The organism is Amycolatopsis mongoliensis, assembly GCF_030285665.1.
GTDB classification, from domain to species: domain Bacteria; phylum Actinomycetota; class Actinomycetes; order Mycobacteriales; family Pseudonocardiaceae; genus Amycolatopsis; species Amycolatopsis mongoliensis.
On sequence record NZ_CP127295.1, the window covers coordinates 1563800 to 1577610 of the forward strand.

Below are 13811 nucleotides of genomic sequence, written 5' to 3' on the forward strand. Positions count from 1 at the left end.
GACACCCGGGGGAAGACGAGGCGGCTTGCGTGCGCAGAACGCTAGCGCACTCCAAGGCCACCAGCCCATCAGACGCATGAATACCTCGGGAGGTTTCGTCCGGAAACGCGGAAGAGCCGGGCACCTGTGCGGTGCCCGGCTCGACCAGCGGTTACGCCCCGTATTCAGCCGAGGCTGTTGTACAGCTCACGCGCGAGGACGGCGGTCTCGCTCGGGGTCTTGCCGACCTTGACGCCGGCGGCCTCGAGGGCCTCCTTCTTCGCGGCCGCCGTGCCGGAGGAGCCGGAGACGATGGCGCCGGCGTGGCCCATGGTCTTGCCCTCGGGCGCGGTGAAGCCCGCGACGTAGCCGACGACCGGCTTCGTCACGTTCTCCTTGATGTAGGCCGCGGCACGCTCTTCGGCGTCGCCACCGATCTCGCCGATCATCACGATGACCTTGGTGTCGGGGTCCGCCTCGAACGCCTCGAGGGCGTCGATGTGCGTGGTGCCGATGATCGGGTCACCGCCGATGCCGACCGCGGTGGAGAAGCCGATGTCCCGCAGCTCGTACATCATCTGGTAGGTCAGCGTGCCGGACTTCGACACGAGGCCGATCGGGCCGGTGCCGGAGATGTTCGCCGGGATGATGCCGGCGTTCGACTTGCCGGGGCTGATCACGCCGGGGCAGTTCGGCCCGATGATGCGGGTCGTGTTGCCCTTCGCGACCGCGTGCGCCCAGAAGTAGGCCGAGTCGTGCACCGGGATGCCCTCGGTGATGACCACGGCGAGCGGGATCTCGGCGTCGATCGCCTCGAGGACCGCGTCCTTGGCGAACTTCGGCGGCACGAAGATGACCGACACGTCGGCGCCGGTCTCCTTGATGGCCTCTTCGACGGTGCCGAAGACCTTCAGGTCCTTGCCCTCGATGGTGACGGTCTGGCCGGCCTTGCGGGCGTTGACGCCGCCCACGATGTTCGTGCCCGACTTCAGCATCTTGGTGGCGTGCTTCATGCCCTCGGAGCCGGTGAGCCCCTGGACGATGACCTTGCTGTTCTCGTTGAGGAAGATCGACATCTCACGCACCTGCCGCGGCGAGCTCGGCAGCCTTGTCGGCCGCGTTGTCCATTGTGTCCACCACGGTGACCAGCGGGTGGTTCGCCTCCGCCAGGATGCGGTGGCCCTCTTCGACGTTGTTGCCGTCCAGGCGGACGACCAGCGGCTTGCTGGCCTCGTCGCCCAGGATCTTCAGGGCCTCGACGATGCCGGTCGCCACCGCGTCGCAGGCGGTGATGCCGCCGAAGACGTTGACGAAGACGCTCTTCACGTCGGTGTCGTTGAGGATGACGTCCAGCCCGGCCGCCATGACCTCGGCCGACGCGCCGCCGCCGATGTCGAGGAAGTTCGCCGGCTTCACGCCGCCGTGCTTCTCGCCCGCGTACGCCACGACGTCCAAAGTGGACATGACCAGGCCCGCGCCGTTGCCGATGATGCCGACCTGGCCGTCGAGCTTGACGTAGTTGAGGTTCTTGGCCTTGGCCTTCGCCTCGAGCGGGTTCTCCGCTTCCTTGTCCACCAGGGCCTCGTGGCCCGGCTGGCGGAAGTCCGCGTTCTCGTCGAGGGTGACCTTGCCGTCGAGGGCGATGATCTTGTCCTGCGGGTCACGGACCAGCGGGTTGACCTCGACGAGGGTGGCGTCCTCGGAGACGAAGGTCTCCCAGAGCTTCACGACGACGTCGGCGGCCTCGTCGATGATGTCGGCCGGGAAGTTGCCGGCCTTCAGGATCTCGAGCGCCTTCGCCTTGTCGACCCCGGCGATCGCGTCGACCGGGATCTTGGCGAGCGCGTCGGGGCGCTCGACCGCGAGCTGCTCGATCTCCATGCCGCCCTCGGAGGACGCCATCGCCAGGAACGTGCGGTTCGCCCGGTCCAGCAGGAAGGAGAAGTAGTACTCGGACGCGATGTCCGAGGCTTCGGCCACGAGCACGCGACGCGTGATGTGGCCCTTGATGTCGAGGCCGAGGATGGCTTCCGCCTTCTCCTTCGCCTCGTCGGGCGTCTGGGCCAGCTTGACGCCGCCCGCCTTCCCACGGCCGCCGACCTTCACCTGCGCCTTGACGACGACCTGGTTACCGATCTGCTCCGCGGCGGCCTTGGCTTCTTCGGGGGTGCTAGCCACCGAGCCCGGCAGAACCGGTACTCCGTGGGCGGCGAAGAGATCCCTCGCCTGGTACTCGTAGAGGTCCACTACTCCAGTCTCCTGACGACACGCCACTGCAGGTGGTCCGCGACCGGACCGCGCTGTCGGACCAGTCGAGGTTAGCGACCTGCGCAGACGCAGGGGACTCCGCACCTGGTGAAGTCGGTCACCGTACGCGGTCAGACGGTGCGTCCGCGGTGTGAGACCGCCCACCGGCGAGCAGGTTCGCGGCTTCTTCCGGGGACATCGCGGCATCGACCGGGATCACGCGGACGGGGTCGAGCGCCTGTTCGAGGTCCGGCGGCGGCCGCTCGCCGAGCACGGCGACGGCGTCCGGGTCCTCCTGCTCGGCGGTGCGGAGGATCTGTTCGACGGTCTCCAGTGGACCGGCGTGGACGACCTCCATGCCCGCGTCGCGCAGCACGCGGCCCAGCGCGACGGCGGCCGGTTCGGGGCGGGTGAACTCGACGACGAGCACCCGCCGCCGCTCACGGCTCACGGCGTCCGCCGGCGGCCGACATGCCCGCCGCGACGAGCAGCGCGGCCACGGCGGCGAGGGCCACCCAGAAGCCGGTCGACGGGCTCGCGTCGCCGAGGGCGCCGCCGACGAGCGGCAGCTCCGCGGCGTGCAGCGCGGTGAGCAGGGCGGCGCCGGCCAGCAGGGCCGCAGCGGGCTTCGGCCGGGAGCGCAGGGCCAGCGCGGCCGCGCCGACCACGACCACGACGGCGGTCAGCAGCCCCCACGACGGAGTGTCGAAGTTCGACCAGAGCCCGGGCGCGACGTAGCCGGGCACGCTGAAGACGGGCAGTCCGAACGCGGCGACGGCCAGCACCCCGCCGGCGACGACCGGGGTGAGCACGCTGCCGTTCGGTTCGGCGCCGTCCCCGGCGTCTTCGCGTTCGACGACACCGGTCCCGGCGGCGGCGAGCGCGAGCAGGGCGGCGAGCACGAGCGCGGCGAACGTCCAGGCGGCCCCGGCGCCGAGGTCGTAGGTGAAGACGGGGGTGGCACCGGACGTGCCACCGAGGTCCGCGCCCCCGAACCCGGCGAGGTTGCCGGCCTGGGTGGCGGTCAGCGCGGTGTTCAGGACGGCGGTGCCGGCCAGCACGATCCCGGCCCAGGCGACCCCGAGCACTGGCCGCGCCCCCGGTGCCGTCTTCGGGACCAGCGTGCCGAGCGCGGAAACGGCGACGACGAGCGCGGCGGCGAGCAGGAACCACCGGGCGGGGCTCTCGGCGGCGGCGCTGACCGGGGCGGCGGCACCGGGGTTGAGCGCGGTGACGGCAACTTGCGGCGCGAAGGTGCCGATCAAGGCGGCGACCGCGGTGGCGAGGCCGAGGACGCCGGTCGTCAGCCGCCACCAGAAGATCCCGGGGATCTTGACGTCGCGTTCGGTTGTCGCGGGTGCTTCGCTGAGCCGGGTGAAGGCGAGGCCGGCGGTGACGGCGGTCGCTCCGAGCGCGAGGACCGGCCCCCACGTGACGTGCAGGTCTGCTCTGAGAAGTCCCGCCAGCACGGGCGGCACGGCGACCCCGAAGGCGGCGGCGGTGAGGCCGAGCAGCATGCCGCGCGCGGTGCTTTCGGCCGGAGCGGCGAGCGCGAGGACGGCGGCCAGCGGCAACGCGGCGGCGAGCAGCAGGTAGCCGCCGAGGGCGGGCCAGGGTCCCTCGAAAGCGGCGCGGGCGAGGAGGAAGCCGTTGTCGGAGCCGACGGGAGCGGTGAGGAGCCCGACCGAGGCGGTGACCGCGAGCAGCGGGACGAGCAGGCGCCAGCGCCGTCGTTCGGGTTCCTCGTCGGTGCGCCCGGCCTGCCAGGCGGCGATCCCGGCGACCCCGGTGAGGAGATCCCCGGCGACGAGCAGCCAGAACCCGGCGCCGACGGCCGAGCCGCCGATGAAGCGGTCGGGGAGGTAGAGCTCGGGGCGGATGGTGAGGGGCCCGTTGACGGCGAACTGGAGGTCGAGCACCAAGCGGCCGGGCGCGAGGGCGGCGAGGCCGAGGACGAGCCCTTTGGCCAGGCCGGGCTTAGCGGCAGCGGCGGCCCAGACGGCGGCGACGGCGGGAGCCAGCGCGAGAACGGCAAGCCACGGCCAGCCGGCGAACCCGGGGCCGGCGGCCGGCGAGACGGGGACAAGGCCCGCGGCCGTGAGGGCGACGGCGCCGAGGGCGGTGAGAGCCAGGGCGACGGTCAGCGGACGGGACGGAGTGGTGTCTTCGGCCCAGGTGGCTGGGGCTTCAGCCGAATCGGTGGTTTCGGCGGGCGCCTGCCGGGAAGTCTGTGCGCGAGGGGGCTTCCGCTTGCCGGTGGGTCGGGTGGCGGCGGGGTCCTGCGGGGAGGACGGGGAGCCGGGGGCGCTCCCGGTCGGAGGCTCTGAGCGTGGGGGCATTGCCCGCGACGCTAGCAAGCCTTGCGGCTGCGGGAGGTCCCAGCGGGGCGCGAGTCGGCGAGCGGCGCAGCTTGTCCGTCCACGCGAGCCGGCCGGCAGTGCGGGTCGTCCGGCGGCGCGGCCTGCCCGCCGACGCGAGTCGGCCGGCACAGTGCGGTCGTCCGGCGGCGCGAGTGGTTGAGCGGTGCGGGAGTCGGGCAGACCTTGAGGCTTCGCCGGAGGCGGGCGACTGATGAGCGCGTCGAACGTGTGGCTCGGTCACGCGTAACCCGTGAATCCCTGCGCGCAAGCCCAGGAAGTCGGACAAAACCGGCGTCGGGGAATCAGGGCGCGGCGCGAGTCGGTGAGCGGTTCACGGGGGTCGATGAACGGTCGACTCGTCCTACCCCTCGAGCCTGCGCCCGGCGCCGGTTCAAGGCTCTCGCGCCCGCCGCAAGCCGGGTTGAGGCGTCGAAGATGCTCAAACATCCCCTGGCAAACGCTTATTCCGGCCCTCTTGAGCCCGGACACCCTCGGTCCGTCCATAATCGTCCACAAGAGCTGTAAGGCAAGTCACAACCAATGCAGTAAACCCCCTCTAACTTTGAGTAATTCCCACAGGTGAACGCAAGATCCACGCCACCCGAACGGCCGACGCCCGGGGCAGATCTTGCTTACGGCGGTGCCCCTTCGTTACTGTCCCCCGGTCCCCATTACAGTCAGGTCACGAAGTAGGACGACGAGCGAACCACCCCCGAGGTTGGCTCACCGGGTTCCCCCGCCCGCAGTCCTCCGACCCGGCTCCCCGACGATGGAAGGCCCTGTCTTGGCTTCACACCGCTCCCCCGGCGGCCAAGCTCCTTCCCCGGCACTGAAGGACGCACTGGAAGGTGCGGTCGTTCGTGTCCGGGGTGCGCACCGCATCGCCCCGCCCTCCTCGGCCCTTCGCGGCCGTGTCGTGGTCGCCGCGGTGGCGGCCGGTGCGTTCGCCGCCGCAGCAGCGGGCCAGACTCTCAAGACGGTCACCGACTCCGACGCCGCCGTGACGCCCCTGGCCAACAGCCAGGACGCCAGCGCATCGCTCACCGCGGGAGGTGCGGGCACCGGGGGCGCCCCGGAGCTCCTGCCGACCGGCCACGCCGTCGACGCCTCCGCCGAAGCCGCGAAGGTCTCCGACAGCGCCTCGATCACGCAGGCCCGTGAGCAGCGCGAAGCCGACGCCGCCAAGAAGGCCGCCGAAGAAGCCTCTCGCCCCAAGACCTGCCTGCCGGCCCACGGCACCTTCACCTCGGGCTTCGGTGCCCGGTGGGGCACGAGCCACCTCGGCATCGACATCGCCAACGCGATCGGCACCCCGATCTACGCCGCCTCCGACGGCACCGTGATCGAGGCCGGCCCCGCCAGCGGCTTCGGTCTTTGGGTCCGGGTCCAGCTCGACGACGGCACGATCCAGGTCTACGGCCACATGAACAGCTTCTCCGTCAAGGAGGGCCAGAAGGTCAAGTGCGGCCAGCAGATCGCCGAGATCGGCAACCGCGGCCAGAGCACCGGCCCGCACCTGCACTTCGAGGTGTGGCAGAACGGCACCAAGAAGATCGACCCCCGGCCCTGGCTGGCCGCGCGCGGCATCGTCCTCTGATCCGTTCGCTCTCCACCGGCGGCCCACGATGACGGGCCGTCGCAGCAGGAAACCCGGCCGTAGAGCCATGATCCGCCGCTGAAGGCCGACGACGCCCCTCAGCGCGGCGGACACTCGCTCCGGCCGGGACACCGCGGCAGTCCGCGATCGCCAGGGCAAGCAGCCCGCGAATGCCCGCTTCAGCCGGGCCACCGCGACGGCCCACAACGACAGAAGCAGCCCCAGCCCCACCTTGGCCGGCACGCGACCACGGCCCACGGCCGCGACGACAGCCCACGCTCCGGCAAGCACACGATCACCGCTCACGACCGCGGCGACAGCCGACGCGCGGCGGTTCCCCGCCACAGAGCGACGAATCGAAGCCGACGACGGACGCACGCGGGCCGGAACCGCGTCGGCGGCCGAAAGCTCTCCAGACCGCTCCACGCCTCCCGGGACACCCGGAACCACCCTCGGCCCCGCCGAAGCCACCGGAAAGCCTCTCAGCGCCCGGAAACGGCTAACGCTGCCCGCCCGGCAAGCGGCGGACGAAGTACGCCACCGCGACCTGCCACACCGTGCACAGCTCCGCGGACCTGCGCACCGGCAACCAGCCCCAGGGCACAGCTCCCCGTGCGCCCCCCGCGGAGCGGACACGCGCGGCACGACGTGTCGTCCAGCGGCGTCCCCGGCCGCAGGTGACACATCGCCCGTCCGCTCCGAGCTCGTGCTGCCTGAGCAGCGCTCGCCAGGCGGCGGCCAGCCGGCACGCCTCCGCTCCCGCACGCGAAGAATTTCCTGGAGCCCCCGAAGGGCCCGGACCCCGATCCGGAACCGTCGACCCCAGGACTCCTCGCAGGTGTTTTTGTACCCCTTCGGCCAACAGGTGAAACAGCACCGCGTCCACACCGCACTACCCCCTCCGTCGAACTCGTGTTCGATTACGGGGTCCGTTCTACCGGTGGGGTACGACGATTCCGGCGGCGATCGCCGGGATCGCCGCCGGGTTCACTCGGACGGGTGTTAGAGCTTCACCATCGGCACGCTGCCGATCAGCATCAGGCGGACCTTGCCCGCCGCTCCGAAGTCGATCGTCGCCGTCGCTCGCGGGCCGACACCGTCGCACGAGATCACCGTGCCCAGGCCGTACTTGTCATGGCTGACCCGGTCGCCGACGTCCAGCTTCAGCGCCACCGTGTCCTTCCAGCCCTTGCCGAACGACGGTGTCCCCGAAGACGAAGACGGCGAAGAAGTCCGCCTGCCGCCCCAGGTGGTCGCTGCCCGCGGGGTGCCACCGCCGCGCGAACCGGACCCGAAACCGAACCCGGCGCTGGAAGGCTCCAGCCGCCGCCAGTCGACGAGGTCGCCCGGCAGCTCGTCGAGGAACCGCGAGGCCGGGTTCATCGACGGCTGGCCCCAGGCCGACCGCGTGATCGCGCGCGAGACGTACAACCGCTTGCGCGCCCGCGTGATCGCGACGTACGCGAGCCGCCGTTCCTCGGCCAGCTCGGTCGGGTCGCCCAGGGCGCGCATGTGCGGGAAGACGCCGTCCTCCCAGCCGGTGCAGAACACCACCGGGTACTCCAGGCCCTTCGCGGTGTGCACGGTCATCAGCGTGACCACGCCCGCGCCGCCGTCGCCTTCTTCGCCGCCGTCGGGGGAAGGCACCGAGTCGGCGTCCGCCACCAGCGACACGCGCTCGAGGAACGCGGGCAGCGACCCCGGCGCCGGCACCCCCGGCTCCACGACCAGCTCGGCGTTCTCGTCGGCGACGACCTCGGCGGTGATCTCGGTGAACTCCCGGGCGACGGTGACGAGCTCGTCCAGGTTCTCCACGCGCGTGTGGTCCTGCGGGTCGTCCGACTCCTCGAGCTCGACGCGGTAGCCGGTCTTGTCCAGCACGGCTTCCAGGACGTCGTGGACCTCCGCGCCGGACGTGATCAGCTCGCCCAGCTCGTCGAGCAGCGCCACGAACCCGCCGATCGCCTTGACCGAGCGCGGGTTCAGCAGCGGCACCTTGCCCTCGACCGCGTCCCGCAGCGCCGCCGCGAACGAGATCCGCTCGCGCTCGGCGTGCGTCGCCACGACGGCTTCCGCGCGGTCGCCGATGCCGCGCTTGGGCACGTTCAGCACGCGCCGCAGGCTGACCGTGTCCTCCGGGTTCGCCAGCACGCGCAGGTACGCGATCATGTCGCGGACTTCGCGCCGCTCGTAGAACCGCACGCCGCCGACGACCTTGTACGGCAGGCCGAGCCGGATGAAGATCTCTTCGAAGACGCGGGACTGGTTGTTGGTGCGGTAGAAGACGGCGACGTCGGAGTAGTCGGCTTCGCCCTTCTCCGCCAGCGCGTCGATCTCGTTCGCGACGAACGCGGCTTCGTCGTGGTCGTTGTCCGCGACGTAGCCGACGATCTTCTCGCCGTCGCCCGAGTCCGTCCACAGCCGCTTCGCGCGGCGGTTCGGGTTCCGCTCGATGACGGCGTTCGCCGCGGACAGGATCGTCTGCGTGGAACGGTAGTTCTGCTCCAGCAGGATGGTGTGCGCGTTCGGGAAGTCCCGCTCGAACTCCTCGATGTTGCGGATCGTCGCACCGCGGAAGGCGTAGATCGACTGGTCCGCGTCACCGACGACGACCAGCTCGGCCGGCTCGACGCCCGACTCGTTCGGCGCCGTCCCGGCGAGCTCGCGGACCAGGGTGTACTGCGCGTGGTTCGTGTCCTGGTACTCGTCGACCAGCACGTGGCGGAAGCGCCGCCGGTAGTACTCGGCGACGTCCGGGAACGCCTGCAGCAGCGAGACCGTGCGCATGATGAGGTCGTCGAAGTCGAAGGCGTTGGCCTGGTTCAGCCGCCGCTGGTACTCGACGTAGACCTCGGCGACGCGGCGCTCGAGGTCGTTGGCCGCGTTCGCCGACGCCTCGTCGGGGTCGACGAGCTCGTTCTTCAGGTTCGAGATGTGCACGGCCAGAGTGCGGGCGGCGTACCGCTTCGGGTCGATGTCGAGGTCTCGCGCCACGAGCGTGATGAGCCGCTTCGTGTCGTCCGAGTCGTAGATGGAGAAACTCGACGACATGTCCAGCGTCTTGGCTTCCCGGCGCAGGATCCGCACGCACATCGAGTGGAACGTGGACACCCACATCGCGTTCGCGCGGCGCCCGACGAGCGCGGCGACGCGGTCGCGCATCTCGGCGGCGGCCTTGTTCGTGAACGTGATCGCCATGATTTCGCCGGGGTGCACGCGGCGTTGCCCGAGCAGGTAGGCGATCCGGCGGGTCAGCACCCGGGTCTTGCCCGATCCCGCGCCCGCGACCACCAGCAGCGGGCCACCGGCGTGGGTGACGGCTTCGCGCTGGGACGGGTTCAGGTCGTCGAGCAGATCGGCCTGCCCACCGGAGGCGGGCTTGCGCGCGGGGGTCTCGGCGGGGAGATCGAAGAGGGTGTCCATCGTCTGTCCACGCTACCCCGGGCGGGTGGGCTACCGCGGCAGGCGTAGCGGGAGATGTCGCCTGACGCCCGACGCGCGGCGGGGCCGGCGCGCGGAGCATCGGTTGACATGGAAGACAACCGCACCGCCCGCATCCGGGCCGCCGACGCCGACCGCGAACGCGTCGCCACCGCCGTCCAGACCGCCGGCTCCGAAGGCCGGCTCACCCTCGAAGAGGTCGAAGAGCGCCTCGCCCACGTCTACCGCGCACGGTTCACCGACGAGCTGACCGCGCTCACCGCCGACCTGCCGCGGCCCGCACCGGCCCGGCCCGGCTTCCCGCTCACCCGGGCCGGGCTGCGGCGGCACCCGGCGCTGCGCCTGCACCTCGCCGTGGCGGTCGCGATCGCGGTGCTGGCGATCGTCCGCTGGGCGGTGCTGGGCGTCGGGTTCTTCTGGCCGGCGATCCCGATCTTCTGGCTCGCGGTGAGCCTCTTCGTTCATGCCAGGGTGCGTTCGTTCCGGGAAAGTCCCGGCGCGGCTGTGCCATACTGATGCCATGCGGCACGCAGGGCGATTTTTTTACGGGACCCGGACTCCGGCTCCCGTGATCGCGTAGTGCCCGAACCGCCATCACGCCAGCCCCGGAGTCCACGGACCCGGGGCTGCCGCCGTCCCAGGGGCCGTGTCCGGGCACCGAGGGAGAGGTCCTGATGAACGCACAAGCGACGAACGCCGACGGCCAGCCCGCCGAGCACACTCCGGCCGGGGACGACATCGCGTCGCTCCGGCAGGAGATCGACTGGCTGGACAAGGAGATCCTGCGCCTGGTGAAACGCCGGGTCGAGGTGTCCAAGACGATCGGGGCCGCGCGGATGGCCGCCGGCGGCACGCGGATCGTCTACAACCGCGAGATGGACGTGCTCGCGCGCTACCGCGAGCTGGGCCCGGACGGCCGCCAGCTGGCGATGGCGCTGCTGAACCTGGGGCGCGGGCGGCTCGGCCGGTAACGGTTGCCCGAATTCCGGGTCTTCCCTGAGGCACGGGTGACCCGGCTGCGGGCAGACTGGGGCCATGGACTGGCTCGTGAACCTCATCGCCGTCATCGTCGCGCTCGCGAGCGTGCTGGCCGCGCTGGGCCATGTGGGGTATCTGGCGATGTTGAACAACGCGGCGGGTAAGCGGGCCGGCGGCGCGCCGGTCGCGCAGTACGTCCGCAGCCGCTGGGCGATTGCCGGCGGTACCACCGCGGCGTCGCTGTTCGCCTGGTTGCTCACGGCCGGGGGACCGACGCTCGACATCGTGGCGATTCTCGTCGCAGCGGGTAGCGGAGTGGTGGCGACGAAGGCGCTGCAGTCCACGCGCGACCGCTACCGCACCGGGGGCTGAAACCCGCTGATCTGGGCTGATGGCACTGCGTGAAACTTCGCAGTGTCACCTTCCCCCTTTCGGTCGCGCCCGACCGAGTGAAACCTCTGCAACTTGCAGGTTTGGGGGCGACTTTCTACGCCGGATGCTCCTAGGGTTGACGCCGTGAGGACCCTTGCGTCTGGGTCGGGCGGAGCCCGGAGGGCGCGCGGGGGCAGCAGCCCCGCGCGCCCAGTCTCGCATGCGCGTGCATCTGCGCAGGATTCCGAACGAGATTCCGCTCGTGAGGATGCTCCGATCGGGTCCTCTTGCCGCCGGACGGCGTCACGACCGCACCGCCGGGTGGTCGAGCCCACATGACCCACGGCACGGAGTTCCACGGACGCGGCGGCGCGCCCGCGCATCCCGGGCGGCACCGGCTCGGCAGCACGGACGGCTGGACGCCGCCGCTGCCCGAGCACCGCGCCGGGCGGCGGCACGCGGCCGGCCCGGCGCCGGTCGACCCGCCCGTGTCCGGGTCCCTTCCCCTCGCCCAGCCCAGGTCCGGGACGCTCCCGCTCCCCCAGCCGACGTCCGGGGCGCATCCGCTCGCGCAGCCGACGTCCGGCGCGCTCCCCCGGCCGTCGCTGCCCCAGCCTCGCGACCGGCGGCCGGCGGCCCCGCTGTTCCCCGCTTCGCACGGCAGCCTCCCCCTCGACGACGTCGAGCCGGCCGAGCCGGCCGAGCCGCCGCGTTCCGAGACCCGCGCCGACCAGGCCGCCCGGCGCACCCGCGTCTCGCTCGCCGCCCCGCAGCCGCGCCGCGCGGACCCCGAGGACGACGATGTCCGCATCTACGCGGCGCCGCCGATCGACGGGCTCGGCGGCTTCACCATCGGGTCGGTGCCCGCGTCCGTGACCCCGCCCAAGACGTGGAAGAAGGCGGCCTGGTTCGCCACCGGCGCGTCCGGCGCCGTGGTCGTCGGGCTGCTCTTCGCCGGGTCCTACCTGGTCGGGAAGCCGCCGGTGGACCAGGCCGTGCAGGGCGCGTGGCCGGGTTACCAGGGCGCACCGACCGTCATCGACCCGACCGGCGAGGCCGAGCCGCCGTCCCGGCAGGGCGGCTCCGCGCCGGGGCCGGACGACAGCACGTCCTCGCCGGACAAGCCGGCCGGGCGGACCAGCGGCGGTGGCGCGGGCCCCGTCGACGGGGCCGCTCCGCCGCCGTCCGCCGACAGGACCGCCGGCTCGAAGACGACCGGCACGGCCACGCCGAGCGGGCGGCCGCAGAAGCCGCCCGTCACGCCCGCCCAGCGCGAAACCCCGGTCAAGCCGCCCTGGTGGTACTCGTTCCCGCCGGACGCCCAGACCATGGGGGACAACTCGGAGAAGTTCTTCAACACCGTCACCACCGACCCCGCCGCGGCGTCGTCGGTGACCACCGGCGAGCTGCACGACCAGGGCCCGCAGGCCCTCGCCGAGCGGTACGCCGGCGTCGCCTACTTCGAGGTCCGGAAGATCAGCATCGACCAGCAGCGCGGCGTCACGGTGAACACCGTCGAGATCACCCACACCGACGGGTCCAAGACGATCGAAGAGCGCACGCTGACGTTCGGGGACGGCGACAAGATCGCGGCTGACGGCCAGTAACCGGCGCTGCACGTGCGGTTCGCCCGTTCCGATGCACGTGCGGTGCGCCGAGCGGTTACCCCTGGTCCGGGTGGGTGACATAAGCTGCCGCTCGTCGTATCGCGACGGCATTCCGGCGACAGAGCCTGGTGGTGCTCGTCCGCACAGGGTTACCTGACGACAGCGGATCCGGTACCGGCCACGAGTCGGCCATCCGGACCAACGGAAGCCCGGCCGAACGGCCGAGTGACCGCCCCGGAACCCCAGAGCGAGGACATTCGTGCTTGATCGGCAGCGCACACGGCGTGAGGTACCCAACGCCGTCCGCGTCGAGGACGTGATCCCGGCCGAGATTCTCGACGGCGTCGGCGACGCCGACCGCGACTATCTCGAGCAGGTCTTCCGCGACCCGCAGCGGTTCCTGCCGCCTCGTCCGGAACCCGTCCGCGAGCCGGCGCAGGCCGAAGACGCCGACGAGCCGGAGAGCAGGTTCGTCCGCCGCGCCAAGCTGGCCGGGCTGGTCGCCGCCGGGGCGCTCGTCGCCGGCGCGGTGGTCGCCGCGCCGATGCTGACCAGCTCCCACCGCGCGGTGTCCGCAAACGACCAGTCCGCGCCCTCCGGCTTCACCGACGCCGCGGAGCTCGGCGGCCTCGCCGTCCCGCAGCACCAGGCCGGGGGCGGCGCCCCCGAGCAGCGCAGCGCCCCCAGCCCGGGCACGCACTCCGGAGGCGCGCCGTCGGCCGCGGAGTCGACCGGCAGCGGTCCGCGGACCCAGGCCGCGCCGACCACGGACCCGGTGCCGGACGCGGCCGCCGACGCCCGCAGCGCGAGCCGGAAGATCCAGGCCGTCAAGGACTTCTACGCCGCCATCGCGCGGGACTCGGCGGGCGCGCTCGCGCTGCTGAGCCCGTCGCTGGCCGACGGCGCGGCCGGCGAGCTGGTCCGCACCTGGAGCTCGATGGACGCCATCGACGTCCAGGAGGCCGACACGCAGATCAAGCCGGACGGCTCGATCCTCGCGGTCGCGACGCTCCACCGGCCGGACGGCGCCCTGGTGCGCGTGACCCAGTTGTTCCGGGTCGCCGACACGGGCGGGTTGATCACCGAAGCCGAGCTCGTCTCGGCCCAATACATGTAGCCCTGGGCGATCACGCCTTCACCCGTGGTTCAAGTGCCTGTACCGGATTCGTGTGCGCAGAGTGAGCGCCTAGCCTTGTCACGGGCCGATCTCGAAAGAGTCGGCACACAGCC

11 protein-coding genes are annotated in these 13811 nt (G+C 71.9%); 6 read left to right on the forward strand and 5 right to left on the reverse strand.

Translation table 11 applies throughout. From position 1 onward, the window contains the following. Positions 1-164: 164 nt before the first annotated feature. The 4 genes from sucD to QRX60_RS07360 all read right to left on the reverse strand — a co-directional run bounded on the left by sucD (position 165) and on the right by QRX60_RS07360 (position 4565). The gene (gene sucD / locus QRX60_RS07345; protein WP_286000045.1) at positions 165-1055 is read right to left on the reverse strand and encodes a succinate--CoA ligase subunit alpha; all 891 of its coding nucleotides are present in this window, start codon (positions 1053-1055) and stop codon (positions 165-167) included. 1 nt (position 1056) lies between these two features. Continuing rightward, positions 1057-2226 carry an ADP-forming succinate--CoA ligase subunit beta gene (gene sucC, locus QRX60_RS07350; protein WP_286000046.1) on the reverse strand — a complete coding sequence of 390 codons (1170 nt, stop codon included), beginning with the start codon at positions 2224-2226 and terminating at the stop codon, positions 1057-1059. 118 nt (positions 2227-2344) lie between these two features. Continuing rightward, positions 2345-2677 carry a hypothetical protein gene (locus QRX60_RS07355; protein WP_286000047.1) on the reverse strand — a complete coding sequence of 111 codons (333 nt, stop codon included), beginning with the start codon at positions 2675-2677 and terminating at the stop codon, positions 2345-2347. Further along, positions 2667-4565, reverse strand: a complete 1899-nt coding sequence (locus QRX60_RS07360; protein WP_286000048.1) for a hypothetical protein — start codon at positions 4563-4565, stop codon at positions 2667-2669. Before QRX60_RS07360 ends, QRX60_RS07355 begins: the two co-directional genes overlap by 11 nt. Positions 4566-5502: 937 nt before the next feature. Between QRX60_RS07360 and QRX60_RS07365 the strand changes: the two genes are divergently transcribed. Beyond that, a complete protein-coding gene (locus QRX60_RS07365; protein ID WP_286000049.1) occupies positions 5503-6183 on the forward strand; it encodes a M23 family metallopeptidase in 681 nt (226 codons plus the stop codon). 1002 nt (positions 6184-7185) lie between these two features. Here the strand turns inward: QRX60_RS07365 and pcrA are convergent. Beyond that, the gene (gene pcrA / locus QRX60_RS07370) at positions 7186-9606 is read right to left on the reverse strand and encodes a DNA helicase PcrA (RefSeq protein WP_286000050.1); all 2421 of its coding nucleotides are present in this window, start codon (positions 9604-9606) and stop codon (positions 7186-7188) included. 108 nt (positions 9607-9714) lie between these two features. On the opposite strand from pcrA, the gene QRX60_RS07375 reads away from it, so the two are divergent. From QRX60_RS07375 to QRX60_RS07395, 5 genes are all read left to right on the forward strand, one after another. Further along, a complete protein-coding gene (locus QRX60_RS07375; RefSeq protein ID WP_286000051.1) occupies positions 9715-10140 on the forward strand; it encodes a DUF1707 SHOCT-like domain-containing protein in 426 nt (141 codons plus the stop codon). A 158-nt stretch (positions 10141-10298) separates the two neighbouring features. Beyond that, complete coding sequence (locus QRX60_RS07380) at positions 10299-10595, forward strand: chorismate mutase (protein ID WP_257926867.1); 297 nt, start codon at positions 10299-10301, stop codon at positions 10593-10595. 64 nt (positions 10596-10659) lie between these two features. Next, positions 10660-10974 (forward strand): hypothetical protein, encoded by a 315-nt coding sequence (locus QRX60_RS07385; protein ID WP_286000052.1) that lies wholly within the window; start codon positions 10660-10662, stop codon positions 10972-10974. 335 nt (positions 10975-11309) lie between these two features. Beyond that, the gene (locus QRX60_RS07390) at positions 11310-12581 is read left to right on the forward strand and encodes a hypothetical protein (RefSeq protein ID WP_286000053.1); all 1272 of its coding nucleotides are present in this window, start codon (positions 11310-11312) and stop codon (positions 12579-12581) included. A gap of 259 nt (positions 12582-12840) precedes the next feature. Beyond that, positions 12841-13698 (forward strand): hypothetical protein, encoded by an 858-nt coding sequence (locus QRX60_RS07395; RefSeq protein ID WP_286000054.1) that lies wholly within the window; start codon positions 12841-12843, stop codon positions 13696-13698. The last annotated feature ends 113 nt before the right edge of the window (positions 13699-13811 follow it).

Coding starts and splice junctions, on each gene's coding strand:
- sucD (WP_286000045.1), bottom strand. CDS start 1,055: ATGTCGATCTTCCTCAACGAGAACAGCAAGGTCATCGTCCAGGGGCTC.
- QRX60_RS07385 (WP_286000052.1), top strand. CDS start 10,660: ATGGACTGGCTCGTGAACCTCATCGCCGTCATCGTCGCGCTCGCGAGC.
- QRX60_RS07390 (WP_286000053.1), top strand. CDS start 11,310: ATGACCCACGGCACGGAGTTCCACGGACGCGGCGGCGCGCCCGCGCAT.
- QRX60_RS07360 (WP_286000048.1), bottom strand. CDS start 4,565: ATGCCCCCACGCTCAGAGCCTCCGACCGGGAGCGCCCCCGGCTCCCCG.
- QRX60_RS07375 (WP_286000051.1), top strand. CDS start 9,715: ATGGAAGACAACCGCACCGCCCGCATCCGGGCCGCCGACGCCGACCGC.
- pcrA (WP_286000050.1), bottom strand. CDS start 9,606: ATGGACACCCTCTTCGATCTCCCCGCCGAGACCCCCGCGCGCAAGCCC.
- QRX60_RS07380 (WP_257926867.1), top strand. CDS start 10,299: ATGAACGCACAAGCGACGAACGCCGACGGCCAGCCCGCCGAGCACACT.